The sequence below is a fragment of the Umezawaea sp. NPDC059074 genome (genome assembly GCF_042738955.1).
Lineage (GTDB): Bacteria > Actinomycetota > Actinomycetes > Mycobacteriales > Pseudonocardiaceae > Umezawaea.
On sequence record NZ_JBHYHC010000005.1, the window covers coordinates 134,393 to 157,701 of the forward strand.

25 protein-coding genes and 2 riboswitches are annotated in these 23,309 nt (G+C 71.4%); of the genes, 12 read left to right on the forward strand and 13 right to left on the reverse strand.

Annotated features, from left to right (window positions below; genetic code table 11):
• The first annotated feature begins 52 nt into the window (after positions 1–52).
• The 3 genes from ACFWW9_RS04190 (at position 53) to ACFWW9_RS04200 (ending at position 4,036) form a co-directional block, all read left to right on the forward strand.
• Complete coding sequence (locus ACFWW9_RS04190; RefSeq protein WP_390371166.1) at positions 53–763, forward strand: phosphatidylserine decarboxylase; 711 nt, start codon at positions 53–55, stop codon at positions 761–763.
• A 3-nt stretch (positions 764–766) separates the two neighbouring features.
• On the forward strand, positions 767–1,744 hold the full coding sequence (gene pssA / locus ACFWW9_RS04195) for a CDP-diacylglycerol--serine O-phosphatidyltransferase (protein ID WP_390371167.1): 978 nt from the start codon (positions 767–769) through the stop codon (positions 1,742–1,744).
• Between the two features lie 66 nt (positions 1,745–1,810).
• On the forward strand, positions 1,811–4,036 hold the full coding sequence (locus ACFWW9_RS04200; protein ID WP_390371169.1) for an AAA family ATPase: 2,226 nt from the start codon (positions 1,811–1,813) through the stop codon (positions 4,034–4,036).
• A 3-nt stretch (positions 4,037–4,039) separates the two neighbouring features.
• Here ACFWW9_RS04200 and ACFWW9_RS04205 read toward each other — a convergent pair whose 3' ends face one another.
• On the reverse strand, positions 4,040–4,684 hold the full coding sequence (locus ACFWW9_RS04205) for a LytR C-terminal domain-containing protein (protein WP_390371171.1): 645 nt from the start codon (positions 4,682–4,684) through the stop codon (positions 4,040–4,042).
• Positions 4,681–4,980: a DUF3263 domain-containing protein gene (locus ACFWW9_RS04210; RefSeq protein ID WP_390371173.1), complete on the reverse strand. Its 300-nt coding sequence runs from the start codon at positions 4,978–4,980 to the stop codon at positions 4,681–4,683. Before ACFWW9_RS04210 ends, ACFWW9_RS04205 begins: the two co-directional genes overlap by 4 nt.
• A gap of 135 nt (positions 4,981–5,115) precedes the next feature.
• On the opposite strand from ACFWW9_RS04210, the gene ACFWW9_RS04215 reads away from it, so the two are divergent.
• Positions 5,116–5,700 carry a peptide deformylase gene (locus ACFWW9_RS04215; RefSeq protein WP_390371175.1) on the forward strand — a complete coding sequence of 195 codons (585 nt, stop codon included), beginning with the start codon at positions 5,116–5,118 and terminating at the stop codon, positions 5,698–5,700.
• Positions 5,701–5,709: 9 nt separating this feature from the next.
• Positions 5,710–6,273, forward strand: a complete 564-nt coding sequence (locus ACFWW9_RS04220; protein ID WP_390371177.1) for a dihydrofolate reductase family protein — start codon at positions 5,710–5,712, stop codon at positions 6,271–6,273.
• 1,097 nt (positions 6,274–7,370) lie between these two features.
• Here the strand turns inward: ACFWW9_RS04220 and ACFWW9_RS04225 are convergent.
• On the reverse strand, positions 7,371–7,964 hold the full coding sequence (locus ACFWW9_RS04225) for a YdeI family protein (RefSeq protein WP_390371178.1): 594 nt from the start codon (positions 7,962–7,964) through the stop codon (positions 7,371–7,373).
• A gap of 153 nt (positions 7,965–8,117) precedes the next feature.
• Between ACFWW9_RS04225 and ACFWW9_RS04230 the strand changes: the two genes are divergently transcribed.
• Positions 8,118–8,723, forward strand: coding sequence for a LysE family translocator (locus ACFWW9_RS04230; protein ID WP_390371180.1), 606 nt, complete (start codon positions 8,118–8,120; stop codon positions 8,721–8,723).
• Here ACFWW9_RS04230 and ACFWW9_RS04235 read toward each other — a convergent pair.
• Complete coding sequence (locus ACFWW9_RS04235) at positions 8,710–9,444, reverse strand: hypothetical protein (RefSeq protein ID WP_390371181.1); 735 nt, start codon at positions 9,442–9,444, stop codon at positions 8,710–8,712. The two genes, ACFWW9_RS04230 and ACFWW9_RS04235, sit on opposite strands and share 14 nt — an antisense overlap.
• 121 nt (positions 9,445–9,565) lie before the next feature.
• Positions 9,566–9,692, forward strand: a riboswitch (TPP riboswitch).
• Here ACFWW9_RS04235 and thiC point away from each other — a divergent pair.
• Together thiC and thiD are read left to right on the forward strand one after the other, a co-directional pair.
• Entirely contained in the window at positions 9,684–11,339 is a 1,656-nt protein-coding gene (gene thiC, locus ACFWW9_RS04240; RefSeq protein WP_390371183.1) for a phosphomethylpyrimidine synthase ThiC, read from the forward strand. (Overlaps the previous riboswitch by 9 nt.)
• A 1-nt stretch (position 11,340) precedes the next feature.
• Complete coding sequence (gene thiD / locus ACFWW9_RS04245) at positions 11,341–12,162, forward strand: bifunctional hydroxymethylpyrimidine kinase/phosphomethylpyrimidine kinase (protein ID WP_390371185.1); 822 nt, start codon at positions 11,341–11,343, stop codon at positions 12,160–12,162.
• Here thiD and ACFWW9_RS04250 read toward each other — a convergent pair.
• The gene (locus ACFWW9_RS04250) at positions 12,133–12,720 is read right to left on the reverse strand and encodes a TetR/AcrR family transcriptional regulator (RefSeq protein ID WP_390371187.1); all 588 of its coding nucleotides are present in this window, start codon (positions 12,718–12,720) and stop codon (positions 12,133–12,135) included. The two genes, thiD and ACFWW9_RS04250, sit on opposite strands and share 30 nt — an antisense overlap.
• 47 nt (positions 12,721–12,767) lie before the next feature.
• On the opposite strand from ACFWW9_RS04250, the gene ACFWW9_RS04255 reads away from it, so the two are divergent.
• Both ACFWW9_RS04255 and ACFWW9_RS04260 read left to right on the forward strand, forming a co-directional pair.
• Positions 12,768–13,166 (forward strand): DUF1707 domain-containing protein, encoded by a 399-nt coding sequence (locus ACFWW9_RS04255; protein ID WP_390371231.1) that lies wholly within the window; start codon positions 12,768–12,770, stop codon positions 13,164–13,166.
• A gap of 36 nt (positions 13,167–13,202) precedes the next feature.
• Positions 13,203–13,733, forward strand: a complete 531-nt coding sequence (locus tag ACFWW9_RS04260; protein WP_390371189.1) for a VanZ family protein — start codon at positions 13,203–13,205, stop codon at positions 13,731–13,733.
• Here the strand turns inward: ACFWW9_RS04260 and ACFWW9_RS04265 are convergent.
• The 4 genes from ACFWW9_RS04265 to thiO form a co-directional block, all read right to left on the reverse strand.
• Entirely contained in the window at positions 13,730–14,173 is a 444-nt protein-coding gene (locus ACFWW9_RS04265; protein ID WP_390371191.1) for a MarR family winged helix-turn-helix transcriptional regulator, read from the reverse strand. The two genes, ACFWW9_RS04260 and ACFWW9_RS04265, sit on opposite strands and share 4 nt — an antisense overlap.
• Positions 14,174–14,254: 81 nt before the next feature.
• Complete coding sequence (locus tag ACFWW9_RS04270) at positions 14,255–15,016, reverse strand: thiazole synthase (protein ID WP_390371193.1); 762 nt, start codon at positions 15,014–15,016, stop codon at positions 14,255–14,257.
• A gap of 2 nt (positions 15,017–15,018) precedes the next feature.
• Positions 15,019–15,219, reverse strand: coding sequence for a sulfur carrier protein ThiS (thiS, locus tag ACFWW9_RS04275; RefSeq protein ID WP_390371195.1), 201 nt, complete (start codon positions 15,217–15,219; stop codon positions 15,019–15,021).
• Positions 15,216–16,217 carry a glycine oxidase ThiO gene (thiO, locus tag ACFWW9_RS04280; RefSeq protein ID WP_390371196.1) on the reverse strand — a complete coding sequence of 334 codons (1,002 nt, stop codon included), beginning with the start codon at positions 16,215–16,217 and terminating at the stop codon, positions 15,216–15,218. The genes thiS and thiO overlap by 4 nt, the downstream gene beginning before the upstream one ends.
• A 6-nt stretch (positions 16,218–16,223) precedes the next feature.
• Positions 16,224–16,335, reverse strand: a riboswitch (TPP riboswitch).
• A gap of 46 nt (positions 16,336–16,381) precedes the next feature.
• On the opposite strand from thiO, the gene thiE reads away from it, so the two are divergent.
• Positions 16,382–17,023 (forward strand): thiamine phosphate synthase, encoded by a 642-nt coding sequence (gene thiE / locus ACFWW9_RS04285; protein WP_390371198.1) that lies wholly within the window; start codon positions 16,382–16,384, stop codon positions 17,021–17,023.
• Positions 17,024–17,125: 102 nt separating this feature from the next.
• On the opposite strand, the gene ACFWW9_RS04290 is transcribed toward thiE, so the two are convergent.
• Complete coding sequence (locus tag ACFWW9_RS04290; RefSeq protein WP_390371200.1) at positions 17,126–18,289, reverse strand: S1 family peptidase; 1,164 nt, start codon at positions 18,287–18,289, stop codon at positions 17,126–17,128.
• 441 nt (positions 18,290–18,730) lie between these two features.
• Entirely contained in the window at positions 18,731–19,462 is a 732-nt protein-coding gene (locus tag ACFWW9_RS04295; RefSeq protein WP_390371202.1) for a hypothetical protein, read from the reverse strand.
• Positions 19,463–19,563: 101 nt separating this feature from the next.
• Between ACFWW9_RS04295 and ACFWW9_RS04300 the strand changes: the two genes are divergently transcribed.
• The gene (locus ACFWW9_RS04300) at positions 19,564–20,520 is read left to right on the forward strand and encodes a threonine/serine dehydratase (protein ID WP_390371203.1); all 957 of its coding nucleotides are present in this window, start codon (positions 19,564–19,566) and stop codon (positions 20,518–20,520) included.
• Here the strand turns inward: ACFWW9_RS04300 and ACFWW9_RS04305 are convergent.
• Positions 20,517–22,016, reverse strand: coding sequence for an MFS transporter (locus tag ACFWW9_RS04305; protein WP_390371204.1), 1,500 nt, complete (start codon positions 22,014–22,016; stop codon positions 20,517–20,519). The genes ACFWW9_RS04300 and ACFWW9_RS04305 overlap by 4 nt on opposite strands.
• A 461-nt stretch (positions 22,017–22,477) precedes the next feature.
• Positions 22,478–23,236 carry a GntR family transcriptional regulator gene (locus tag ACFWW9_RS04310; protein WP_106185379.1) on the reverse strand — a complete coding sequence of 253 codons (759 nt, stop codon included), beginning with the start codon at positions 23,234–23,236 and terminating at the stop codon, positions 22,478–22,480.
• Positions 23,237–23,309: the final 73 nt, after the last annotated feature.

Consider the following 23,309-nt stretch of genomic DNA (forward strand, 5'->3'; position numbering starts at 1 on the left):
TGGCCGGCCCAAGCACAGCCCGACCACGGAAGAGCAACGGATTCCCCACGAAATGAACTCCGACCGCGATCAGCACAGTGGTGGCGTTTCCCACTTCATCGAACTCGCTCGGGGCATCGTGCCCCCCATGCACCCCGCAGGCCGCCCTTTCGTCGCGGGAGCGGCGGTGGCCAGTTTCCTGCTGAGGCGGTTCTCCAAGCGCGCAGGCGTGCTCGGTTTCCTCGTCACGGCCTGGGTCGCCTGGTTCTTCCGTGAGCCCAAGCGGGTCCTGCCGACCCGGCCGAACATCGCGGTGGCCCCCGCCGACGGCACCGTGTCGCACGTCGTCGAGGTGGCGCCGCCCGCCGAGCTGGGTCTCGGCACCGAGCCGATGATCCGCATCAGCGTGTTCCTGTCCGTCTTCGACGTGCACGTCCAGCGCGTGCCCGCGGCGGGCGAGATCCGCCAGGTGTCCTACCACGCGGGCAAGTTCCTCTCCGCGGACCTGGACAAGGCCAGCGAGGTCAACGAGCGCAACACCGTGCTGCTGCGCACGGTCGGCGGCCACGACCTCGTCGTCGTGCAGATCGCGGGCCTGGTGGCCCGCCGCATCGTCTGCCAGGTCGTCGAGGGCGAGAAGGTCGAGGCGGGCCAGACGTACGGCCTGATCCGCTTCGGGTCCCGCGTCGACCTCTACGTGCCGCGCGGCAGCCGCCCGCTGGTCGAGGCGGGCATGCGCACCATCGGCGGCGAGACCGTGCTCGCCGAGCTCCCGGAGGACTGATCCTTGGCTCCCAGCACGCCGGGCATCCGGCTGCTCCCCAACGCCATCACCGTGCTCGCCATGAGCGCGGGCCTGTCGGCGGTGCAGTTCGCCATCGTCGGCATGTGGGGGGCGGCGATCGCCGCGATCGCCGCCGCGGCCCTGCTCGACGGCCTCGACGGCCGGATCGCGCGGCTGCTGGACGCCACCAGCAAGATGGGCGCCGAGCTGGACTCGCTGGCCGACGCCATCTCGTTCGGCGTCGCGCCCGCGCTGGTGATCTACGTGTGGCGGTTCGAGCCGAACCGCGGCGGGTGGATCGTGGCGCTGGTCTTCGCCGTCTGCATGGTGCTGCGGCTGGCCCGCTTCAACACCCTGCTGGACGTCGAACAACCGCCGTACGCCAAGGAGTTCTTCGTCGGCGTGCCCGCGCCCGCGGGCGGCCTGCTGCTGTTGCTGCCGCTGATCATCGATGAGCAGATCGGCCACGGCGGCTGGTGGTCGTCGGTGCCGGTGGTGATCGTGTGGACGGTCGGCGTGGCGCTGCTGCTGGTCAGCCGCATCCCCACGCTGTCGCTGAAGTCGATCAAGGTGCCGCCGCGCGCGGTGGCCCCGATGCTGGTGCTGGTCGCCCTGCTCGGCGCGGCGATCATCACGTTCCCGCTGATCGCGCTGATCTGCGCGATGGTCGTCTACCTGGTCCACCTGCCGTACTCGGTGCGCCGCTACCTGTGGCTCGCCAAGCACCCCGAGGCGTGGTCCGTGCCCGCCGCCGACCGCCGGGCGATCCGCCGGGCGCACGGCGTGGCCAACCGCCGCCTCGGGCTGCGCCAGCCGCTGCGCGGCCGGGTGGCGGGCGCGGCGCTGCGCGTGGCGCGGCTCCCGAGGCGCAACGGCGTCGACCCGACGAAGGTCGGCGTCGAGGCCGGGGTCAAGCGGCGCAACTGGCGCCAGCTGGGCCTGCGCCGCGACCAGCGGCCGAAGGACCCGACGCAGAACTAGCCCCGAAGCGCGGGTCTCTCCACGGAGGGCCCGCGCTTCGGCGTTCGCGGCACTAGTCTTCGGGGCGTGATCACGCTGACCGCTCGGCTGACCCCGTCCGCGTTGGACACCCGCCGCGGTGTCGTCCGGCTGCACCAGGAGGTGCTGGACGCGCTGGGGCTGCGCGCGTGGGACGCTGTGAAGCTGACCGGCGCCCGCGTGAGCGCCGCGCTGGCGGCCGCGGGCGACGGGCCGCCCGGAGTCGTGCTGGTGGACGACGTGACGCTGTCGAACCTCGGGATCGTCGAGGGGTCCGAGGTCGTCGTGGCGCCGGTGGACGTTGCGGGCGCTCGGTCGGTGACGGTGTCCGGGTCGCGGCTGGCGACGACGTCGCTGACGCCGGAGACGCTGCGGCTCGCGCTGACCGGCAAGGTGCTGACCGTGGGCGACGCCGTGTCGCTGCTGCCGCAGGACCTCGCGCCGCCGCCCGGCGTGGACGTCGGGTCGACGCGCAGCAAGCTGTCGAACGCCATCGGCATGACGTGGACCAACGAGCTGCTGACGATCACCGCGACCGACCCGGCGGGCCCGGTCGCCGTGCAGCCGTCGAGCGTGGTCGGCTGGCGCGACGGACCGCGGACCGGTGACGCCGCGCCGGTCGCCGACGGGGCGGTGGTGCAGGTCGCCGTGACCGGGCGCGCCGTGACGTCGACGTACGTGCCGCCCGCCGAGGTCGCGTTCGTGCCGCCGGTCACCGACCTGGTCGGCCAACGCGACGCCGCGAAGCGGCTCACCGAGTGGCTGGACCTGACGTTCCTGCGGCCGGACCTGCTGGCGAAGCTCGGGGCGTCACCGCGGCTGGCCGCGCTGGTCAGCGGCCCCGAGGGCGTCGGGAAGGCGACCCTCGTGCGGTCCGTGGCGCAGAGCGTGGACGCGGACGTCGTGGAGCTGGCCGCGCCGAGCATCGCGGTGCTGGAGTCGAACGCGACCGCGCAGCGGCTCGCCGACGCCGTGACCGCCGCGTCCGCGAAGGACCGCCCGGCCGTGCTGCTGCTGACCGACGTGGACGCGCTGCTGCCCGCGTCGTCCCCGCCGCCGGTCGCGACCGTCGTGCTGGACGTGCTGCGCTCCGCCGTGCGCACCAAGGGGTTGGCGCTGGTCGTCACGACCGCGCACCCCGAGTCGGTCGACCCGCGGCTGCGCGTGCCGGAGCTGGTGGACCGCGAGCTGACGTTGGCGCTGCCGGACGGCCGCTGCCGCACCGAGCTGCTGCGGATGCTGATGCGGGACGTGCCGATGGAGTCCGACGTGGACCTCGGCGCGATCGCCGACCGCACACCGGGTTTCGTCGTCGCGGACCTCGTGGCGCTGCGCCGCGACGCCGCCGTGCGCTCGGCGCTGCGGCAGCGCGACCACGACGAACCCCGCGTGGCGCAACAGGACCTGCTCGGCGCGCTGGACACCGTCCGCCCGGTCTCGATGTCCACTTCGGACACGTTGCAGACCGGCGGGCTGACGCTGGACGACGTCGGCGACATGACCGAGGTCAAGCAGGCGCTGACCGAGGCCGCGCTGTGGCCGTTGCAGTACCCCGATTCCTTCGCCCGCCTCGGCGTCGCCCCGCCGCGCGGCCTGCTGCTCTACGGGCCTCCCGGCTGCGGCAAGACGTTCCTGATCCGCGCGCTCGCGGGCAGCGGGCAGCTCAACGTGCTGTCGGTCAAGGGCGCGGAGCTGATGGACAAGTTCGTCGGCGAGTCCGAACGGGCCGTGCGCGAACTGTTCCGCCGCGCCGCGGAAGCCGCGCCCGCCATGGTGTTCCTGGACGAGGTGGACGCGCTGGCGCCGCGCCGCGGCCAGTCGTCGGACTCCGGCGTGGCGGACCGCGTGGTGGCCGCGCTGCTGACCGAACTGGACGGCGTGGAGCCGTTGCGGGACGTCATCGTGCTGGGAGCGACGAACCGGCCCGAACTGGTCGACCCGGCGCTGCTGCGGCCGGGACGGTTGGAGCGCCTGGTCTACGTGCCGCCGCCGGACGCCGAGGCGCGCGGCGCGATCCTGCGCGCGACCTCGCGCAACACGCCGCTGGCCGAGGACGTGGACCTGGACGAGCTGGCGGAGTCGTTGGACGGCTACTCGGCGGCGGACTGCGCGGCGCTGATCCGCGAAGCCGCGCTGACGGCGATGCGCGAGTCGCTGGAAGCGGTCGTCGTGACGGCCGCGCACCTGGCGAGCGCGCGCAAGGCCGTCCGGCCCTCGCTGGACCCGGCGCAGCTGGCCTCGTTGGCCGCGTACGCCGAGTCCCGCAAGCAGTAGGCGCTACTTGACGTTCTGCGTGCCCTTGTAGTCGTTCGTGACGATCACGATGATGCCGGGGTGCGCGGCCTCGATGCCGTCGAAGCGGGCCTCGACCCTGGCCTGCATGACGGCGGCGAGGGACTTCGCCGACTCTTCCTCTTCGGTGCCGGGCCGGTAGTAGACGGTCGTCGTCGGGATCTGGCCCTGGGAGTAGTTGCCGGTCTCGGCGACGTCCCAACCGGACCGCTTCACGTCCTCCGTCGCCTTCGCGGCGAGACCGGCGATGGTGCTGTTGTTGTAGACGCGCACCGGCGGCTTCGCGGCGGTCGGCTGACCACCGGGCGGTGGTGTCGCCGCGCCGGTCGTGCCCGCCGGAGGGGCCTGCGTCGTCGTCGTGGCGGCCGGGGCCGAGGTCGTGGTCGGGGCGGCCGACGTCGTCGCGGGCGGCTGCTCACCCGAGGACGCGGGCGGGGACGCGGGAGCGGACTCCGACGCGCTGCCCGCGGGCGGCTGGCTCGACGACGTGCCCGTCGCGGTCTGGTCGCCGTCGCCACCGCCGAACAGCGTGAAGACGCCGATCACCAACGCGACCAGCGCGACGCCGAGCAGCGCGAAACCCGCGGCCCGAGCCGGGTGGGAGGAACTGGGGGATTCAGGAGAACTCATCGGTGCTCGACACCATTCGGCTCGAAACCGAAGCGGCGCGCAGAACGTGCGCGCAGCCGGACCGTGCGAAGTTTGCGAAGACGTTTCACGAGCATCGGGTCGGCCGCGAGGGCCTCCTCCTTGTCGATCAGGCCGTTGAGCAGCTGGTAGTACCGGGTCGCGGACATGTCGAACAACTCTTTGACAGCCTGTTCCTTGGCGCCCGCGTACTTCCACCACTGGCGTTCGAAAGCCAGGATTCCGCGCTCCCGAGCGGTCAAGCCGTCATCCGGCTCCCCTGCCCCTGCGGCGTCCATCCGGCTCCTCGCCTCACGGTTGAGGCCATCGGGCCGACCCGTGTGATTTCCAATGGCCAATTACATCACGTGATCGTGATCGCGGTCGCTTCAACGGTCGGCGCGTCCGAACTGACACGCCGATAAGCTCACGTCATGGCTGTTCACCACATCCGGATCGCCGGTGACCCGGTACTGCACAACCCGACGAAGCCGGTAGAGGCCTTCGACGACGAGCTGCGCACGTTGATCGACGACATGTTCGAGACGATGGCGGCGGCGCACGGCGTGGGCCTCGCGGCCAACCAGATCGGCGTCGACCTGCGCCTGTTCGTCTACGACTGCCCGGACGACGAAGGTGTCCGCCACTGCGGCATCGTGGTCAACCCGGTGCTGGAGACCTCGAAGCTGCCGGAGGGCATGCCGGGCCCGGACGACGACTTCGAAGGCTGCCTCTCCGCCCCCGGCGAGTCGTACCCGACGGGGCGCGCGGACTGGGCGAAGGTGACCGGCCAGGACGGCGACGGCAACCCGATCGAGGTGGAGGGCACGGGCTTCTTCGCCAGGTGCCTCCAGCACGAGACGGACCACCTCGACGGCTACCTGTACCTGGACAGGTTGGTGGGCCGGTACAAGCGCGAGGCGAAGCGCATGCTCCGCTACAACGAGTGGGGCGTCCCCGGCCTGTCGTGGGACCCGGCCAACTCCGAGGACCCGTTCGCGGACGACGACGAGGACTAGGCGCGCGCGATGAGGAAGATCGTCTACTCGCTGGCGGTGTCGCTGGACGGCTACTTCGAAGGCCCGAACGGGGAACTCGACTGGCACCAGGTGGACGGTGAGCTGCACGCCCACATGAACACCCGGTTCCGCGAGTACAGCGCCTTCCTCACCGGCCGGGTCACCCACGACCTGATGGCCGACTACTGGCCGACAGCGGACCAGAACCCGGCCAGCACACCGGAAGAGGCGGAGTTCGCCTCGATCTGGCGCGACGTCCCCAAGATCGTCTTCACCAGGGGGACGACCACCAGCACCGCCTGGAACACCACGATCCGCCACGAGGTGGACGCGGACGAACTCCGCGCCCTCAAACACCAGCCGGGCGGCGACATGGTCGTGGGCGGCCCCAATCTGACAGCCACGTTCCAGGCCTTGAACCTGATCGACGAGTACACGATCTACATCCACCCGGTCCTGGTGGGCAACGGCAATCCCGCATTCCTGGACTCCACCACCCTGACAACCTTGGACCTGGTGCAAACCAAAACCTTCACCAACGGCGTGGTCCTTCTCCACTACCGCACCCCCTAACCCCACCAACCAAACTCCGGGCCGAGACGCCCCCGTCTCGTCGAGACGATCCCGTACCGACGAGACGGAACCGACCGGTCGCGCTCCACGGTGGGACCTGGCTGCCACGCGACCACCGCTGGATCCAGACGACCGATCACAGCGGGGCCAGCCACGCCATGCCAGCCATGCCGGACGGACCCAGACCAGGTACGGCAAGTTGGTCACGCCGGGGCGCGTCGCCAGCGGCCGATCAGCCTCACGGCGGCAGTCACCTCGAGCCGATCGCGCCAGACCGGTCACGACTGGTCGGCCACACACCATCAGGCGAGCCACGCCGGCCAAGCCGAACTAGTCACGCACACCGGGCCAGCCAGGCGAGCCACACCGAACAGCCAGCCACCGCGTCGATCGAACCGGACCAGTCGGTCGATCACTACGGCTCAAGTGGGCGCGGCGACCCAGAGCACGGCGGGGCGGACCGGCGGGGACAAGCCCAGGTCGGCCAAGTCAGCCGAACTGTTCGAACCAGACTGGCCGCATCCGATTGAGTCGACCGGTCTAAGTCGGCCGAGCAAGATCAGCCGGACCGACCAGGCAGGCCAGGCCAAGCCGGGCGGGCCAAGCCGGGCGGGGCAGCCCAAGCCACACCAAGCAGATCGGATCGGATCGGCCAAGCAGATCGGCCAGGCCTGGCCAGCCGCGCCAAGTCAGGCGAGCCGGAGCGGCCGGGCAGGCAGGCAGGCAGGCAGGCAGGTCGGCAGGTCGGCAGGTCGGCAGGTCGGCAGCCGGATCGGCTGGGCCGGATCGGCTGGGCCGGATCGTCCGTGTCAGGTCGGGTCGTGGCGGGTTGAGGGGTCAGCTTGGTTGGTTCAGGTTCCGTTTGGCCGGGTTGGGCGTGATCGGGGTGTGGCGAGTCGGGGTTGGGTGCGTCGAGGCGGTCCCGTCGATACGAGTGCGTATCGACGGGACGGTTGCGTCTTGGGAGTGGCTCGTCGGGACGGGGTGGTTGCGTCGATACGGGGGCGTATCGACGGGACCGTTGCGTCTCGGTGTGGGCCGTTCGTCGGGACGGGGGCGTCTCGACGGGGTGGGGGTGTCCTGAGGGGTGGCTGGTGTTAGGGGGTGGCGGTGGTGAGGGTTGTGAGGATTTGGGTTAGTTGGGTTGCTCGGGTGGTGGGGGTTTTGGCTTTCATCAGGCGTAGTAGGAGGGCGTACTGGTGGGTGCGGTCCAAGGACTCGAAGGCGGTTTTGGCCGTGGGGTTTGCGGCTAGTTCTGCTGCCAGGTCGTCTGGGACTGTGGCGATTCGTTGGGACAGGTAGGCGGCGTCCCAGCGGCCGTCTGCCTTTGCCGCGGCGATCGCGGCGAAGCCCGGGTCTCGCATTCGGCCGGAGGCGATGAGGGCTTCTGCCTTGTCCACGTTGACCTTGGACCACGCGCCCTTGGGGCGTCGGGCCGAGTAGCGCTGGAGGTAGTACTCCTTGTCGAGGGAGCGCCGGATGCTGTCGATCCAGCCGTAGCAGAGGGCACCGTCCAAGGCCTGGGTGATCGTGATCGACGTTTTGCCCGAGCCCTTCTTGGCGATCTTGCACCACACGCCGGCCTTCAGCTCGTGGTGGGAGTCGAGCCAGGTCACCCACTCGTCGAAGGTCGTGAAGACGATGATCTCCGCGCCGTCGAGCGTCTCCACCTGGTCCTGTTCCCGCAGCATTCGAGCCGTCCTCTCGTTGGTTCCGACTCCGATCCTGCCCGGCAAAGTGCTCACCGAATGAGCACTTAAATCAGGAGTCGAACGCAATCCAACCCCCACTCGCTCAAGTCCGGCTCGAAAAACGGCTTGCCGCACCCCCTCACCATTGAGTCCATGCTGGACAACCTGGCCGCCCTCGTCGCGGCGTCGTTCCTGATCGCCCTGTCCCCCGGCCCCGGCACGGCGCTGGTGCTGCGGCAGTCGGTTCGCGGGCGGCGCACGGCGTTGGCCACGGTCGCGGGCATGGAGGTCGGGGTCGCGTGTTGGGCGGTGGCCGCGGCACTGGGGCTGTCGGTGTTGCTCACCGCGTCCGAGGTCGCGTTCCACGTCCTGCGGGTCACCGGGGCCCTCTTCCTGGTCTACCTCGGCGTGAAGGCGCTGCTGTCGGCGCGCAAGGACAGCTCGGCGGTCGAACCGGCCCCACCCTCGAAGGCGTTCCGGTCCGGGCTGGTCGTCAACCTGGCGAATCCGAAGCTCGGCGTGTTCGCCATCTCGTTCCTCCCCCAGTTCGTTCCGGCCGGGGAAGCGGGCAAGGGGCTCCTGCTGCTGTTCGCCGTCGTCTGGGTCGTGGTCGACACGCTCTGGTACCTCGTCGTGGTCGGCGTGCTGCACCGGATCCGCGGCTGGCTCGCGCGCTCCAAGGTCCGCAAGACCCTGGAAGGCGTCTCGGGCGGAGTGCTGGTCGCGCTGGGGCTGAAGCTGGTCCTCACGCCTCGGTAGGGACCTGCACCTCGACGACTCCGGCCCGCGGCGCCCGCGGGTGGTCCAGGCGCACCTGGTGGTCGCCTCGCGCGGACTCGTCGCGCCGCCAGTAGATCTCCGGCAGCCCGACCAGCTGCACGTGGGTCGCGCACGCGGCCAGGTCCGAGTAGTGCCCGGCCAGCACGTGGGCGCGCAGCCGTTGCACCTGTCCGACCGTCGCCACCTCCCCCACCAGCAGGAACGGGATCAGCAGCCGCCACGTGGACGCCACCACGTCCCGGCTCCGGTGCGGGGCCCGCAGCACGGCCCTGGCCACGCGCAGCGCGTGCTCGGCGGGCGTGATGACGTCCCCGGCCCCGGAGTGGTGCCACGACCAGCGGGCGGCTTCGGCCATCGCGCAGCGCAGGCAGTCCAGCGCGCCCGTCGCGGACTCGACCCCGCACTGCGAGCAGGTGACCAACGTCATCGCCCAGTCGGTGCACGTCCACGAGTACCGGCCGACCTCGTCCTCCAGCACCAGCTCGGCCAGCTCGCGCTCGCCCGACCCGCCTTCGCTGAGCTGCTCGGCGGCCAGCAGCGCGTGCCAGTCCGGCAGCCAGACCTGGTCGACCAGCTCCACGCAGAACCGGCACTCGGGGTAGCCGCGACCCGCGAGGTCGCCGCACGAAGGGCACGCCGAAACGGCCGCGGGTCGTTCACCACGCCGCGCGCCGGGTGGGAACGGCTGGTGATCAGCCACGCGGAGAAAGGTACGCCGAAAGTGGCGCTTTCGCGCCGGCCGATGCGGATCAGTTGTAGGCGACCGCACCGGGCGGCGGCTAGCCGGCCGTGCCGGAGCCTGGCTATGGTCAGGAGGACAACTCAAAACACGCGGGAGCTCGCGCCGAAAGCGGGCTGAGAGGGTGGTTGTGCCGAAGGGCACGGTGCCGCCGACCGCTCGAACCTGACCGGGTAATGCCGGCGTAGGGAGGAAATGTCGTGACGGCACTTGACGACCGCTCTGTCCGACCGTCAGTCACCACCGGCCCGATCTCGGGCTCCCGCAAGGTCTACCGCGACGCGGGTGAGGGTGTGCGGGTCCCGTTCCGCAGGGTGGAACTGACCAACGGCGAGCACGTCGACCTGTACGACACTTCTGGTCCGTATACCGACTCCAACGCGACCATCGACGTCCACAGTGGACTTCCGAGGCTCAGGGCGGACTGGATCTCCGCGCGCGAGCCGGTGAACGGCGCCGTGACCCAGCTCGCGTACGCGAAGGCCGGGATCGTCACGCCGGAGATGAGGTTCATCGCGGTCCGCGAGAACATGGATCCCGAGTTCGTCCGGTCCGAGGTGGCCGTCGGGCGGGCGGTCATCCCGCTCAACCGGAACCACCCCGAGGCCGAGCCGATGATCATCGGCAAGAAGTTCCTCGTGAAGATCAACGCGAACATCGGCAACTCCGCCGTGTCCTCGTCGATCGAGGACGAGGTCGACAAGATGGTGTGGGCCACCCGCTGGGGCGGCGACACGATCATGGACCTGTCGACCGGCAAGCGGATCCACGAGACCCGCGAGTGGATCATGCGCAACTCGCCGGTGCCGGTGGGCACCGTGCCCATCTACCAGGCGTTGGAGAAGGTCGACAGCGATCCGGCGAAGCTCACGTGGGAGCTGTACCGGGACACGGTGATCGAGCAGGCCGAGCAGGGCGTCGACTACATGACGGTCCACGCGGGCGTGCTGCTGCGGTACGTGCCGATGACGGCCAAGCGCGTGACGGGCATCGTGTCGCGCGGCGGGTCGATCATGGCCGCGTGGTGCCTCGCCCACCACAAGGAGAGCTTCCTCTACACGCACTTCGAGGAGCTGTGCGAGATCCTGCGCGCCTACGACATCACGTTCTCCCTGGGTGACGGCCTGCGGCCCGGTTCCATCGCCGACGCCAACGACGAGGCCCAGTTCGCCGAGCTCCGCACGCTGGGCGAGCTCACGCACGTCGCCCGCGCCCACGACGTGCAGGTGATGATCGAGGGCCCCGGCCACGTGCCGATGCACAAGATCGCGGAGAACGTGCGGCTGGAGGAGGAGTGGTGCGGCGAGGCGCCGTTCTACACCCTCGGACCGCTGGCCACGGACATCGCGCCCGCCTACGACCACATCACCTCCGCCATCGGCGCGGCGCAGATCGGCTGGCTGGGCACGGCGATGCTCTGCTACGTCACGCCGAAGGAGCACCTGGGCCTGCCGAACCGGGACGACGTGAAGACCGGCGTGATCACCTACAAGATCGCGGCGCACTCGGCCGACCTGGCCAAGGGCCACCCCGGCGTGCAGGACTGGGACGACGCCCTGTCCAAGGCGCGGTTCGAGTTCCGCTGGGAGGACCAGTTCAACCTGTCGCTGGACCCGGACACGGCCCGCTCGTTCCACGACGAGACGCTGCCCGCGGCCCCGGCGAAGACGGCGCACTTCTGCTCGATGTGCGGGCCGAAGTTCTGCTCGATGAAGATCACCCAGGACGTGCGCCGGTACGCCGAGGAGCACGGTCTGTCCACTGTGGAGGCCATCGAGGCGGGCATGGAGGAGAAGTCCGCCGAGTTCGGCGACCACGGGAACAAGGTCTACCTGCCGGTCGTGGAGACTTCCTGACGTGAACGAGACTCCTCCACGGGTCCTCACCATCGCCGGGTCCGACTCCGGCGGTGGTGCGGGCCTGCAAGCCGACCTGCGCACGCTGTTCGCCTGCGGTGTGCACGGGATGACCGCGGTGACGGCGATCACCGTGCAGAACTCGCTGGGCGTCTCGGGGTTCACCGAGATCCCGCCGGAGGTGGTGGCGGCGCAGATCGTGGCCGTGGCCACCGACATCGGCGTGAACGCGGCCAAGACCGGGATGCTGGCGAGCGCCGCGATCATCGAGGCGGTCGCCGAGGCCTGCGACCAGGTCCACATCGGACGGTCGGGCACGACGCCGTTCGTCGTGGACCCGGTGGCCGCGTCGATGCACGGCGACCAGCTGCTGACCGACCAGGCGTTGGAGGCCGTGCGGACGCTGCTGTTCCCGCGCGCCACGCTGGTGACGCCGAACCTCGACGAGGTGCGGCTGCTCACCGGCATCGACGTGCGGGACCGGCCGCGGCAGCGGGACGCCGCGAAGGCCCTGTTCGACCTGGGGCCGGAGTGGGTGCTGGTCAAGGGCGGGCACATGTGGTCCGACCCGGAGTGCCTCGACCTGCTGTTCGACGGCGAGGACTTCCTGGAGCTGCCCGGTCCCCGCTACGACACCAAGCACACGCACGGCAGCGGTGACACGCTCGCGTCGTCGATCAGCTCACGGCTGGCGCGCGGCGAGGACGTGCCCACGGCCGTGCGGTTCGGCAAGGACTTCGTGGTCCGCTCGGTGGCCGCGTCGTACCCGCTGGGCGCGGGCGTGGGCCCGGTCTCACCGCTGTGGAGGCTGGAGCAGGCCTGACAGCGCCACCTCCATGGCCAGGAGCAGCGCCTCGTCCTGGTCGCGGGTGTAGAGCATCCGGGCGGCGAAGCCGTCGGCGAGGGCCAGCACGGCGTCGGCCAGCACCAGCGGGTCGACGTCGTGCCGGACCTCGTCCGAACCCTCCAGCAGGTCCGCGACGACCCGGCCGATGTCGCGGTCCTGGTCGCGCAGGACGCGGGCGTACTGGTCGTCGCGCACGCCCTTGTCCGCGAACGCGTGCCGCACCAGGACTTCCGCGCGCCGCACGTCGTCCAGCGGGAGCGAGGCCACGAGGTAGCGGTGCAGCACGACCGGGACGGGTCCGGTCCGGTCCACGGCGGCGAACCGCTCCACCATCCGCTCGTCCGCGAGGTCCAGCGCGAACCGGAGCATGGCGTCCTTGGTGGCGAAGTACTTCTGCACCGCGCCCGCCGACCGTCCGGCCTCCGCGGCCACGGTCCGCACGCTCACCTGCTCCATCCCGTCGCGCACGACGACCCGCAGCAGCGCGGACCCGATCTCCCGGCGCTGCTCCGCCCGATCCACGACCTTCGGCACCCGCGCCCCCTCATTTTTAGATACACTCGTATCCTAACCACTTGGGGGTGGACGTGCACGAGCAGCGGACGAGGGCCTCCGACGCGGACCGCTCACGGACGGCGGAACGCCTGGCCACGGCGTTGTCCGAAGGCAGGCTGGACGTCGCCGAGTTCGACGAGCGGACCCGCCGCGCGCTGGCCGCGACGACCCTGGGCGACCTCGCGCCCCTCACCGCCGACCTGCCGGTCACCGCGGTGGACCGGACCGCGGCGAAGAAGGAGGTCGACCGGAAGAAGATCCGCGCGGAATGGGGCTACTGGGCCGGTGGCGCGGTGATCATGACCGGCATCTGGGGCGTCGCGTCGGTCACCCAGGGCGAACCGAAGTTCTTCTGGCCGCTGGCCCCGCTGGTCATCTGGGGTCTGATCCTGCTCGCCGAGATGATCTGGGGCACAGACGACTGAGCCAACCGGAGCAGCCCGCCGCACGTCTCACACGGCATGCACCAGTACTCGCGGGACGCCTATTGGGCCGAGGTCATCCTCAACCAACCGCTGGTCGTCCTGGCGCTGGTGCTCGGCTGCTCCACGGGCGGCGTGGTCTCGCTGGCGCTGGCGCGGAAGTTCGACTGGCGGCGGGTGCCCGCCGTGCTGGCGGGCTGCGGGCTGGCGCTGGCCCTCGCGGTCACGATCGCCCGCCCCGGCGTCCTGGGCGTCACGACGCTGCACCCGCTGCGGCTCTGCGTGCTCAACGACTTCTCGCTCGCCGGCTCGCTGGCCAGGCTGAACTTCCTGATGCTCATGCCGTTCGCCTTCTTCGGCACGCTCGCCACCCGCAGGCCGGGGCTGGTGCTGCTCGCGAGCGCCGCCGTGAGCGGCGGGGTGGAACTCGTCCAGGCCATCACCGACGTGGGCGTGTGCGAGGCGCAGGACTTCGCCAACAACACGATCGGCGCGCTCTTCGCCGTCCTGCTGGGCCGGCTGTGCACCTGGGCGTTCAGCGACGACAAGCGAAAGGCGGCCGCCCTCTAGCGGTTCTCCTCCGCCACGATCTCCTCCAACGCCCCGAGCGCCGCGATCAGCGCCGACTGGTGCTCGGGCGAGAGCATCTCCATCCGCCGCCGCAGCTCCGTCATCCGGGCCGAGCGGACGCCGGACACCATCTCCTCGCCCTCGGGCGTGGGGGTGGCCAGCCAGGCGCGGCCGTCCTGCGGGTCGGGCTCGCGCCGCACGTACCCGGACTCCACGAGCGCCGCGACGATCCGCGACAGCGTGGGCGGGGCAACGCCCTCCTTCTGCGCCAGGTCCCCCAGCCGCATCGGTCCGCAGCGGGCCAGCGTCGCCAGCGCGGACACCGCGCCGGGGCCGAGGCCGGGCGAGCCGGTGCGGCGCAGCAGCCTGGACAACCTGCCGATGGTGAGGAAGAGGCGCGCGGTGGCGTCTTCGACCTCATCGGCCTTCGGGGCCGTCACGGCATGTCCTCCTCGGGGCGGCGCGGCGGGAAGCGTTCAGCATCCATCATGCCGCGTCGCCCGACCAACCCCGACGGGTGATCACCCCTCCACGGCCGGGCTGGACGCCTGCGCCCAGAACCGCTGGGGGATCCGGCCCGCCACCCTGGCCAACCTGCCGCCTTCCACGCCCGCGCGCATCGCCGCGGCCATCCGCTCCGGGTCGCGGGCCCGCGTCACGGCCGTGGCCAAGAGCACAGCGGAGCACCCCAGCTCCATCGCCAGCGCCGCGTCCGACGCGGTGCCGACGCCCGCGTCCAGGACCACCGGCACGGTCGCGCGGGACACGATCAGCTCGATGTTGTGCGGGTTGCGGATGCCCAGCCCGGTCCCGATCGGCGAGCCGAGCGGCATCACGGTGGCGCAGCCGACGTCCTCCAGCCGCTGGGCGAGCACCGGGTCGTCGTTGGTGTAGGGCAGGACCACGAAACCGTCGTCCACCAACGTCTCCGCGGCGGCCAGCAGCTCGAACGGGTCGGGCAGCAGCGTCTTCTCGTCCGCCACCACCTCCAGCTTCACCCAGTTCGTCTCCAGCGCCTCGCGCGCCAGCCGCGCGGTCAGCACGGCCTCGGCCGCGCCCCGGCAGCCCGCGGTGTTGGGCAGCACCTCGATCCCCAAGCGCCGCAACAGCTCCAGCACGCCGGTTCCGCCGCCGACGTCCATCCGGCGCATCGCCACGGTGGTCAGCTCGGTGCCCGAGGCGACCAGCGCGCGTTCGAGCACGGACAGGTTCGCCGCGCCCCCGGTCCCCATGACGAGCCGCGAGCCGAACTCCCGGCCCGCGATGACCAGCGGATCGTCCACGTTCACCCTCCCTGGACCGCGGTGAGCACTTCGACCGTGCCGCCGTCGGGCACGACCGTGGACGGCCACTGCGCCCTCGGCACGACCTCGCCGTCGACCGCCACGGCCACCCCGCGAGCGGGGGCGCCGAGCAGGTCCAGCACCGCCGCCACGGTCGTGTCGTCCGGCAGGTCGCGCAGTTCGCCGTTGACCCGTGCCTTCACCGGGTTCCTCCTTCGCGCAGCAGGGTCAGCACCACGTCCGCCGTGATCGGCGCGAGCAGCAGTCCGTTGCGGTGGTGGCCGGTCGCGGCCAGCACACCGGGTTCCAGCCACCTGATCACCGGCAGGTTGTCCGGGCTGCCCGCGCGGAACCCGGCGGCGGCCTCGACCAGCTCGTACTCGGCGATGCCCGGCAGCACGACCTCCGCGTCGCGCAGCAGGTCCCGCACGCCGCCGACGGTGACGGCCGCGTCGAACCCGCTGTCGTACTGGGTCGCGCCCACCACGAGCCCGCCGTCCCTGGGCACCAGGTAGACCGGGCGGCCCTCCACGTGCGCGCGGATCGTCCTGGTCGGCGGCGGCAGCGCTCCGCGGCGACCCGCCAGCCGCAGGATCTCGCCCTTGACCGGCCGGATCACCGGCGCCAGCGCGGGGTGCAGCTCGCCGCTCCACGCGCCCGCGGCGATCACCACGACGTCCGCGTCCACAGTGGACACCGTCGCCCGCCGCGGTTCGACGACCACACCTTCGGCGGCGCACGCCTTGCGCAGCGCGGACAACAGCTTCCGGTTGTCCAGGGCGAGGTCTCCGGGCACGGACAGGCCGCCGCGCACCCGCGGCCCCAGACCGGGTTCGAGCGCGCGCAGCTCGCGACCGGTCAGCCGGTCGGCCTCGCGACCGAGGCCGCGCAGGTGGTCGGCGAGCACGTCCAGCACGCCCACGTCGGCGGAATCCAGTGCCACGGCGAGGGTTCCCTCCGCGCGCAGGCCCACGTCGCCCAGTTCTCGGGCGAACGACGGCCACCGCGCCAGCGACCGGGAGCCCAGGTCCAGCAGCTCCTCCTCGCCGGGCCACGACTCGGTGACCGGGGCGAGCATCCCGCCCGCGACCCACGAGCCGCCGGTGCGGCACTCGTCGTCGAAAACCGTGACGGCACAACCACTGGCGGCGACCCGCCAGGCGATGGACAGGCCGATGACACCGCCGCCCAACACGGACACCCGTGGAACCAAGGCACTCACGCTCCCTGCGCCGGCATGACCCGGATCAGGTTCGACGGTCGGAGCGAACCACGCTCCCTCTCAGCCCGGTGGATTCCGGGCTCCCGTGCGGAACCACCTTCACCGTAGCGCACGGATCGGTGGCGCGGTTACCGTCCTGACCCGTGCCAGGACTCGACGGAACCCGGATCAGGCGGCGGCTCGCCGCGGCGAAGCTCTACCTCTGCACGGACGCGCGCGCCGACCGCGGCGACCTCGCCGACTTCGTCGACGCGGCTCTCGCGGGCGGCGTCGACATCGTCCAGCTGCGCGACAAGGGGCTGGAGGCCAGGCAGGAGATCGCCGCGCTGGAGGTGCTGGCCGAGGCGTGCGAGCGGCACGGAGCCCTGCTGTCGGTCAACGACCGCGCGGACGTGGCGGCGGCGGTCGACGCGGACGTGCTGCACCTCGGGCAGGACGACCTGCCGGTCCCCGTGGCGCGGAGGCTGCTCGGCGACGACGTGGTGATCGGCCGGTCGACGCACGACGTCGAGCAGATGACGGCGGCCGCGGCCGAGCCCGGCGTCGACTACTTCTGCACCGGCCCGTGCTGGCCGACGCCGACCAAGCCGGGCCGCCCGGCCCCCGGCCTCGACCTCGTGCGCGCCACGACGGCGGAGCGGCCGTGGTTCGCGATCGGCGGGATCGACCTCGGGAACCTGCACGAGGTGCTGGACGCGGGCGCGACCCGGATCGTGGTCGTCCGGGCGATCACCGCCGCCGAGGACCCCAAGGCGGCCGCGCGGGCGCTGCGGGCCCTGCTCTGACGAAGCGGAACGCCCCCGTACCGGAGCAGGGTGCCGGTACGGGGGCGTTCGCGGGGTGGCGTCGAGCGGGCAGGGAGGCTGCTCGCCGCCGGACGTGCCCGGTCAGCCCCTGGTGAGGGTCAGACCGTAGGCCGACAGGATCTCGCCGACCGGCTGGAAGTAGGTCGTGCCGCCGGAGGTGCAGTTGCCCGAACCACCCGAGGTCACGCCCTGGGCCTGGCTGAAGTTGGTGCCCGCGACCCACGAGCCGCCCGAGTCACCGGGCTCCGCGCAGGCGTTGGTCCTGGTCAGGCCGGACACCGAGCCCTGCGAGTAGTTCACGGTCGCGTTCTTCTGCTGGACCGTGCCGCAGCGCCAGCCCGTGGTGGAGCCGGACCGGCAGATCGCCGCGCCGACGGCCGCCGAGGTGGAGCCCGTGACGGTGACGTTGGAGCCGTTGTAGCGGTTCACCCACGGACGGGAGGTCCAGCTGCTGTTCGTCGCCACCCAGGAGTAGTCGTTTCCGGGGAACGACGAGCCCCGGAACGTGCCCTGGGAGACCCGGTTGAAGCCGGTGGTGGTGCTGCCCACGCTGCCGCAGTGGCCCGCCGACACGAAGCCGCCGGTGACCGCGAAGCCGATCGAGCAGCGGCTGCCGCCGATGTAGTACGCGTCGCCGCCGCGGGTGTCGTAGAGCGTCGTCGGCGTGTCCGTGGTCTCCGCGACGGTGACCGCGGGGCTGATGCCGCGGGCCGTGGCCAGGAAGGCCTCGGCCGCCGCGTCCCGCTTGTCGCGGTTGACCTCGACGACGACCGTGTTGGAGGCCTCGTCGACGCGCCAGCTCGTGACCGAGGCGGGCGCCTTCAGGGAGTCCAGCGCCGCCTGGGTGCCCGCGAGCTGCTGCTGCGAGAACCGGACGACCCGGACGTCGGCGCCCAGCGAGCGGGCGGTGTCGGACTTGGTGGCGTCCGTGGTCCCGACGGTGAGCTTGCCCGAGACCGAGTCGATCCAGGCGCCCGCGAACTTGTCGCCGAGGGCGTCCTTCACCTTGGTCTCGATGGTGCCCGAGTTGGCGTCGTTGGCCAGTCGGGTGCGTGCTTGGTCGGCGTTCAGGCCGAGGTCCCGCTGGACCGCTTGGAGCAACTCCGGGGAGTAGCTCTCCGTGTCGGCGGGACTTGCCACGTTCACCGCAGCGGGACCGGCGATCGCCGGTACGCTGAGAGCAATCGCCGCGCCGGCCGCCAGCAGGGCAACTCCGGTGAGGCGGGCCGCACTCGTGCGGATCATTAGACGTCTCCCTCATCTTCGGGTGCAGGGAACCCGTGAGCTGGTTGCAGGGACCGGCTCTCGGGGGCTCTAGGGGGACGGGTGGTGGGGCGGCGGCAGGGGTCGCCCCACCCTCCTCCTACTTCTTCCGTCCCGTCCTCGGTGCCATGCCCGTTCGGATGAGGGTCGCGAAATGACCTCGGAAAGCCTCGGAGTGACGCGTCGTCGTGGGGTTTCCACGGTTCGCACAGCCCTCCTCCCGGTTGTCTACTCACCGGTATTCACCCGATCGAGCGACGTTATAGGCCTGTGACCTGTGACGGTTGAGGCCATCTGAGGGCGAAGTGTGTCACAGCTCACGACCGTTCGACTCCGGTGTGTAGCTATTGACTGTTAACTCTTACTCGGAGTAATGAAACGATCACCGGATCGGGTTTGTTGCCAGTTGGTCGATTCGGCGGTTTACCCCGGCGTTCCCACGCTCGACGGCGGTGCCGGAGTGGACTGCACGGGGGGCGCCTCGCTCGTCTGCAGAGCGGTCGACGACGGGGTCGTCGAGGGCTGCGAGGACGTGCTCGGCGCGCTCGACCCGGTCGTCGTCGAGGGCGCTCCGGAGGTCGTGCTCGGCGGCGGGGTCGTGGCGCTCGGGGCGTCCGGAGTGGACGCCCCGCTCGGCGGCGGGGCCTCGGGCTTGCGGTCGGTCGGCTTGCCCACGACCGCGCCGAGGCTCGTGCCCTCGGTGCCGCCGGAGAGCGGTGCGCCGCGCACCCACTCGACACCCGTCACGGCCAGCATCCCGAGCACGAACACCAGCAGCGCCCCGGCCGCGATCCTCGGCCAGCGCCGGGTTTCCGGTGTTTTGTCCTCGGTGTCCACTTCGGTCACGGGGACCGTGTGGACCTTGTCCTCTTCGATCTCCTCGACGACCTCGGCATCGGTCCGGCCGGCTGCCGGTTTTACCACCCACGCCTTGCTGCCGACCCGCCGCACCGAGGCGCGGGTCCGTTCGATGGAGCTCTGGTACAGCGCGCTGCCGATGGTGCTCACGACACTGGCGACAGCGGCGCCGGCGACAGTGCCGGCGACGTTCAACTTCGATCCCAGGAAGGCCGCGGTCACCGCGGCCAACGCTCCCGCGGCGATCTGCGCGGGCTTGAGGTCCAGTCCGGTCTTCTTCTCGTTCTCCTCGCTCATGATCCTCAACTGCTAGCCGGTTTCCTGCTCGTCCGAGAGGTGGACGGGTCGACCGCCGTGTCGGTTGGTCGGAGGTGAGGACCACCACGCATCATCTCCTGGTGCGCCTGGTCACGATTTCCGACATCCGGGCGGCGGCCGACCTCGTGGCCCCCGCCGTGCTGCGAACCCCGCTCCTGCCGTGTCCGTGGGCCGACCCCGACCGACCGCTGTGGCTCAAACCCGAGAACCTCCAGTCCGTGGGCGCGTTCAAGATCCGCGGCGCCTACCACGCGCTGGCCCGGCTGCCCGAGGACGTCCGAGCGCTGGGGGTGGTCGCCTACTCCAGCGGCAACCACGCCCAGGCCGTCGCCCACGCGGCCGCGCTGTTCGGCGTGCCCGCGGCGATCGTCGTGCCGGACAACACGCCGCAGATGAAGATCGACGCCACCCTCGCGCTCGGCGCGGAGGTCCACGTGGTGCCGATGCCGGAACGGGAGTCCCGCGCCCGGTACCTCGCCCACCAGCGGGGGGCCACGCTGATCCCGCCGTTCGACCACGTGGACGTGATCGCCGGGCAGGGCACCGTCGGGCTGGAGATCGCCGAGGACCTGCCCTCGGTGGAGACCGTCCTGGTGCCGGTCAGCGGTGGCGGGCTGATCTCCGGGGTGGCCGTGGCGATCAAGTCCCTGTGCCCGGACGCCCGCGTCATCGGCGTCGAGCCCGCGCTGGCCGCCGACGCCGCCGACAGCCTCCGCGCGGGCCGCCGGTCGGCCTCGTGGCCGCCCGCGCTGCGGGCCAGGACGATCGCCGACGGGCTGCGGGCCGAACCGTCCGAGCTGACGTTCAGCCACATGCGGGAACTGGTCGACGGGGTCGTGACGGTGTCCGAGGACGAGATCCGCGCGGCCGTGGCGTGGCTGGCCCGGCGGTCGCGGCTGATCGCCGAGCCCAGCGGCGCGGTCGTCGTCGCGGCCTACCTCAACCGGCGGGACGAGCTGCCGCTGGGCAGGACCGTGGCGGTGGTGTCCGGCGGGAACCTGGACCCGGAGCTGCTGGCGGAACTCCTGGCGGTCTAGGTCCGACCCGCCCGCACGTGCGTGGGCGGGCCCTCGACGCCGCACGAGTGGCAGTCGCCGGGGCCGGGCGTCTCGGCGTCGGGCTGGGGCGGGGTGTCGCGGAGGGTGTCGTTGTCCGTGCCCAGCGCCAGCAGCCCGCCGACGGCGGCCGCGCCCGCGCACACGAGCAGGGCCTTCTGCCAGCTCGCCGTCATCGCGGTGGGATCGGTGTACGCGGTGCCGGTGAGCCCGGACAGCGCGGGCAGGGCCGCCACGGCGACGAGGCTGCCGGTCCGGGCTACGGCGTTGTTCACGCCCGAGGCGACGCCCGCGAAGCGGTCGGGGGCGGCGGCGAGCACGGTGGCCGTGACGGGGGCGACGACCGTGGCCAGGCCGAGGCCGAAGACGACGATGCCGGGGAGGACGCCGGTGAGGTAGGTGGCTCCGGGTTCGGCGTTGCGCAGCAGGAGCATGCCGGTCGCGACCAGGAGCGGTCCGACCACCAGTTGGGTGCGGGGGCCGACGCGCTGGGCCAGGCGGCCGGACCGCGCGGACAGCACCAGCATGATGATCGTGATCGGCAGACCGGCCAGTCCCGCGGCCGTCGGCGAGTAGTGCAGCGACACCTGGAGCTGGAGGATCATCAGCACCAGCACGCCGCCCAGCGCCGCGTACATCAGGAACGTCAGGGCGTTGGCCAGGACGAACGTGCGGTTGGCGAACAGCTGCGGCGGGACGAGCGGGGTGTGGCCGCGGACCTGGAGCAGGCCGAAGGCGATCAAGCCGACGATCCCGACGACGGCCGCTCCGAGGACCAGCGGGTCGCCGACGCCGCGTGCGGGGGCCTCGACCAGCGCGCCGGTGAGGCCCGCGAGACCGAGCGCGCCGACCACGGAGCCGAGGATGTTCGGGTGGCCGGTCAGGGTCTCGTCGCGGGACTCCGGGACGAACCTGCGGGCCATCCACACGCACACGACGGCGATCGGCACGTTGATGAGGAACGCCAGCCGCCAGCTCCCGGCCTGCACCAGCAGGCCGCCCGCGAGCGGGCCGACGGCCGACGCGATGCCCCCGAGGCCCGACCACGCGCCGATCGCCCGCGACCGGTCCTTGCGGGCGAACGTGGACTGGAGGATCGCCAGCGAGCCCGGCGTCAGCAGCGCGCCGCCCACACCTTGGAGGATGCGGGCCGCGACCAGCAGTTCCGTGGTGGGCGCCAGGCCGCACAGCAGCGAGGCCGCGCCGAACCAGAGGACGCCGAAGGTGAACATGCGCCTGCGGCCGTAGCGGTCGCCGAGCGACCCGGCCACGAGGATCAGCGCCGCGAGGGACAGCAGGTAGCCGTCGAGGATCCACTGGAGGCCCGCGACGGACGCGTGCAGCTCCTCGCCGATCTTCGGCAGCGCGACGTTGACGATCGTGCTGTCCAGCATCGCCATGCCCGAGCCGACGATGGTGGTCGCGAGCACGGCCTTGGCCCTGGGAGTGCCCCAGACGATCACTTCGGTGGTCACCACGGCGCCATTGTGACCCCGTCCGGTGGCGCGGGCTCCGTCGAGCCGGTGCCGGGAAGGTCACGACAACGCCACGAGCCATTCGAAATCCCTATGGGACTCAGGCCCGAATTTCACCCTATGGGACGCTTGGCCGGGCCCGCGGCCGGTTCATCCGCCGCCGGGACCGCAGCCCAGAGGTGTTACGGCCGGGTGTCCACGACGGGCCCAAACCGGTGAACAAGGCCACTGCGACACCGAGGTCCCCTGATCGGGAACGCCCCCGAATTACCGCCCGCGGAGGGGGTCCGGCAGTTTCGGGCTCCATCGCCAAACCGGATAGGCGAACTAGTGTCACGTTGTCCGAAAGTGGACTTCCGGATCGATCTGACCTGCGCCGACGTGGTTATGACCAGTGCGCCGAATGGCCGTTCACGAGTGCGGAAAAGCCGCTCCGCGACGAGCGCGGAGCGGCTTGTCGACAATCAGCCCGCCGGGCGGTTGAGAGTGGCCACGAACTTGTACCGGTCCCCCCGGTACACGCTTCGCACCCACTCCACGGGGTTGCCCTCGGTGTCGAACGAGTGCCTCGACAGCAGCAGCATCGGCAGGCCGATGTCCGCGCCCAGGAGTTCGGCCTCCTCGGGGCTGGCGAGAGCGGTCTCGATCGTCTCCTCGGCGTGGCCCATCTCGACGCCGAACCGCTCCCGGAGCACCTGGTAGAGCGAGGTGCCGGGGGCGAGGTAGCGGCGCAGGCCGCGGAACCGGCCCAGCGCGAGGTGGGTCGTCTCGATGGCCATGGGCTCGTCGTCGGCGAGCCGCAACCGGTGCAGCCTGAGCACCTTCGCGCCCGCCCGCACGCCGAGGAACCTGGCCAGTTCCGCTTCGGCGGGCAACTCGGACGCCTCGATCAGCCGTGACGACGGCTTGCGGCCCTGAGCTCGCATGTCCTCTGTGTACGAAGACAGCTGAAGGCGCTGCGCGACCTTCGGCTCGGCCGCGAAGGTTCCCTTGCCCTGCACCCTGAGCAGCCGTCCTTCGACGGTCAGCTCGGCGAGCGCCTGGCGGACCGTGGTCCTCGACACGTCGAAGTCCGCGGCCAGCGACCGTTCGGTCGGGATGGGGGATCCGGGCGGCAGCGCGCGCAACAGGTCCAGCAGGTGCCGCTTGAGTCCCCAGTACTTCGGCTCGCGTTGCGCACGAGACCTGGCGTCCACGCCTGCTCCAGGCGTCGTCTCCAGCATGGCCTTCCTCCTCGTACAGCATCGCGGCTCCACCCACAGGATGCCTTGTCCGCGCCGGATCGTGCGTTCGAAC

Coding starts and splice junctions, on each gene's coding strand:
- ACFWW9_RS04290 (WP_390371200.1), bottom strand. CDS start 18,289: ATGATCCGCACGAGTGCGGCCCGCCTCACCGGAGTTGCCCTGCTGGCG.
- ACFWW9_RS04310 (WP_106185379.1), bottom strand. CDS start 23,236: ATGCTGGAGACGACGCCTGGAGCAGGCGTGGACGCCAGGTCTCGTGCG.
- ACFWW9_RS04295 (WP_390371202.1), bottom strand. CDS start 19,462: ATGAGCGAGGAGAACGAGAAGAAGACCGGACTGGACCTCAAGCCCGCG.
- ACFWW9_RS04210 (WP_390371173.1), bottom strand. CDS start 4,980: ATGGACGCCGCAGGGGCAGGGGAGCCGGATGACGGCTTGACCGCTCGG.
- ACFWW9_RS04215 (WP_390371175.1), top strand. CDS start 5,116: ATGGCTGTTCACCACATCCGGATCGCCGGTGACCCGGTACTGCACAAC.
- ACFWW9_RS04190 (WP_390371166.1), top strand. CDS start 53: ATGAACTCCGACCGCGATCAGCACAGTGGTGGCGTTTCCCACTTCATC.
- ACFWW9_RS04225 (WP_390371178.1), bottom strand. CDS start 7,964: ATGCTGCGGGAACAGGACCAGGTGGAGACGCTCGACGGCGCGGAGATC.
- ACFWW9_RS04220 (WP_390371177.1), top strand. CDS start 5,710: ATGAGGAAGATCGTCTACTCGCTGGCGGTGTCGCTGGACGGCTACTTC.
- ACFWW9_RS04260 (WP_390371189.1), top strand. CDS start 13,203: ATGCACCAGTACTCGCGGGACGCCTATTGGGCCGAGGTCATCCTCAAC.
- ACFWW9_RS04205 (WP_390371171.1), bottom strand. CDS start 4,684: ATGAGTTCTCCTGAATCCCCCAGTTCCTCCCACCCGGCTCGGGCCGCG.
- ACFWW9_RS04230 (WP_390371180.1), top strand. CDS start 8,118: ATGCTGGACAACCTGGCCGCCCTCGTCGCGGCGTCGTTCCTGATCGCC.